Origin of the sequence: Burkholderia sp. Ac-20379, from assembly GCF_017104645.1 — a bacterium.
GTDB lineage: Bacteria > Pseudomonadota > Gammaproteobacteria > Burkholderiales > Burkholderiaceae > Burkholderia.
In genome coordinates this window covers 1-1843 of the sequence record NZ_JAAGPF010000642.1, presented here as the reverse complement: position 1 = coordinate 1843, position 1843 = coordinate 1, and the positions used below count along the sequence as shown (strand labels likewise).

The following is a 1843-nucleotide window of genomic DNA, read 5'->3' as shown; positions in this document are numbered from 1 at the left end:
CGGGGCCGCGGCGCCGACGCGCTGCATCACTGCCTGCGTCATGCGCGCCCGCGACCGCTGCGCGAAAGGCGGCCGGCGCAGCGCGGCGTCTGATCGCGCCAACATGGGTACGCGGGTAGACGGCACGCGCCGCCGGCGCTCGGCGCGTGCCGCGCCACACGCGGCAGCATTCGGCGGATCCGGCTATGATCGCCACACCTCAACTTCGCCCGAGCCGCCCCATGAGCGACCTGTCCGCCTTCCCGATCACGCAGAAATGGCCGGCCCAGCACCCGGACCGCATCCAGCTCTATTCGCTGCCCACGCCGAACGGCGTGAAGGCCTCGATCGCGCTGGAAGAGCTCGGGCTGCCCTACGAGCCGCACCTGGTGCGCTTCGACACCAACGATCAGCTCTCGCCCGAATTCCTCTCGCTGAATCCGAACAACAAGATCCCCGCGCTGATCGACCCGAACGGCCCCGGCGGCAAGCCGATCGGCCTGTTCGAATCGGGCGCGATCCTGCTGTATCTGGCCGAAAAAACCGGCAAGCTGCTGCCGGCCGATCCGGCCGCGCGCTACGAAACGATCCAGTGGCTGATGTTCCAGATGGGCGGCGTCGGCCCGATGTTCGGCCAGCTCGGCTTCTTCCATAAGTTCGCCGGCCGCGAATACGAAGACAAGCGCCCGCGCGACCGCTACGTCGGCGAATCGAAGCGCCTGCTCGGCGTGCTCGACGCGCGGCTCGCGTCGAACGCGTGGATCGTCGGCGACGACTACACGATCGCCGACATCGCCACGTTCCCGTGGGTTCGCAATCTGGTGGGCTTCTACGAAGCGCGCGAACTGGTGGAATTCGACCGCTTCAAGCACGTCGCACGCGCGCTCGACGCGTTCGTGGCGCGCCCGGCCGTCGAACGCGGCCTGACGATTCCGGCGCGCGACTGACGCGTTCCGGCCAAGCCTCACGGGCCGCTCGCGCGCTGCGCGGCGGCCCGTTTTCATGGGTGGGTCAGGATTTGGCGTACAGCGTCGAATCGGCGAAATGCTCGGCGTCGAGCACGCGCCCGATCAGGATCAGCGCCGTGCGCTCGATCGCCGCGCCCGCGACCTTGCCGACGATGTCGGCCAGCGTGCCGGTCACGCGCGCCTCGTCGGGCCAGCTTGCGCGATAGACCACCGCCACCGGGCAATCGTCGCCGTAATGCGGGCGCACCTCCTCGACGATCTTCGCCAGATGGCGCACGCCCAGATGGATCGCCAGCGTGGCGCGATGCGCGGCCAGCCCGCCGAGCGCCTCGCCCTCGGGCAGGGTGGTCTTGCCCGCGTAGCGCGTGAGGATCACCGTCTGCGCGACGTCCGGAAGCGTCAGTTCCACGCCGAGCGTGGCCGCGCAGGCGGCCGTGGCCGTCACGCCCGGCACGATTTCATACGGAATGCCGAGCGCCTTGAGGCGGCGGATCTGTTCGCCGATCGCGCCGTACAGCGACGGGTCGCCCGAATGCACGCGCGCCACGTCCCGGCCCTTCGCGTGCGCGCCGGCCAGCAGCGCGACGATCGCGTCGAGATCGAGTTCGGCCGTGTTGACGACCGTCTCGGCGCGGTGCCCGTCGAGCACGGCGGCCGGCACCAGCGAGCCCGCGTAGAGGATCACGGGGCAGCCGCGCACCAGGCGCTGGCCCTTGACCGTGATCAGTTCGGGGTCGCCGGGGCCGGCGCCGATGAAATACACCGTCATCTGGGAGAGTCTCCGTTCATTGAATGGGGGTGGCTCCTGCCGCGCCGAAATCGGCCAGCGCCTGCGCGAGCGCGTCGGGCGTGCCGAAGCGGCGGCCGGCGGCGGGCAGCGCCGGGCGCGCGAGCAT

The 1843-nt window shown here is 70.4% G+C and carries 2 protein-coding genes; one reads left to right on the top strand and one right to left on the bottom strand.

All coding sequences use genetic code 11. The annotated features are described in order from the left end of the window. Positions 1-221 precede the first annotated feature (221 nt). The gene (locus tag G3N92_RS33520; protein WP_206131793.1) at positions 222-926 is read left to right on the top strand and encodes a glutathione S-transferase N-terminal domain-containing protein; all 705 of its coding nucleotides are present in this window, start codon (positions 222-224) and stop codon (positions 924-926) included. 64 nt (positions 927-990) lie between these two features. Here G3N92_RS33520 and cobM read toward each other — a convergent pair whose 3' ends face one another. Then, the gene (cobM, locus tag G3N92_RS33515; RefSeq protein ID WP_206131792.1) at positions 991-1716 is read right to left on the bottom strand and encodes a precorrin-4 C(11)-methyltransferase; all 726 of its coding nucleotides are present in this window, start codon (positions 1714-1716) and stop codon (positions 991-993) included. Positions 1717-1843 lie beyond the last annotated feature (127 nt).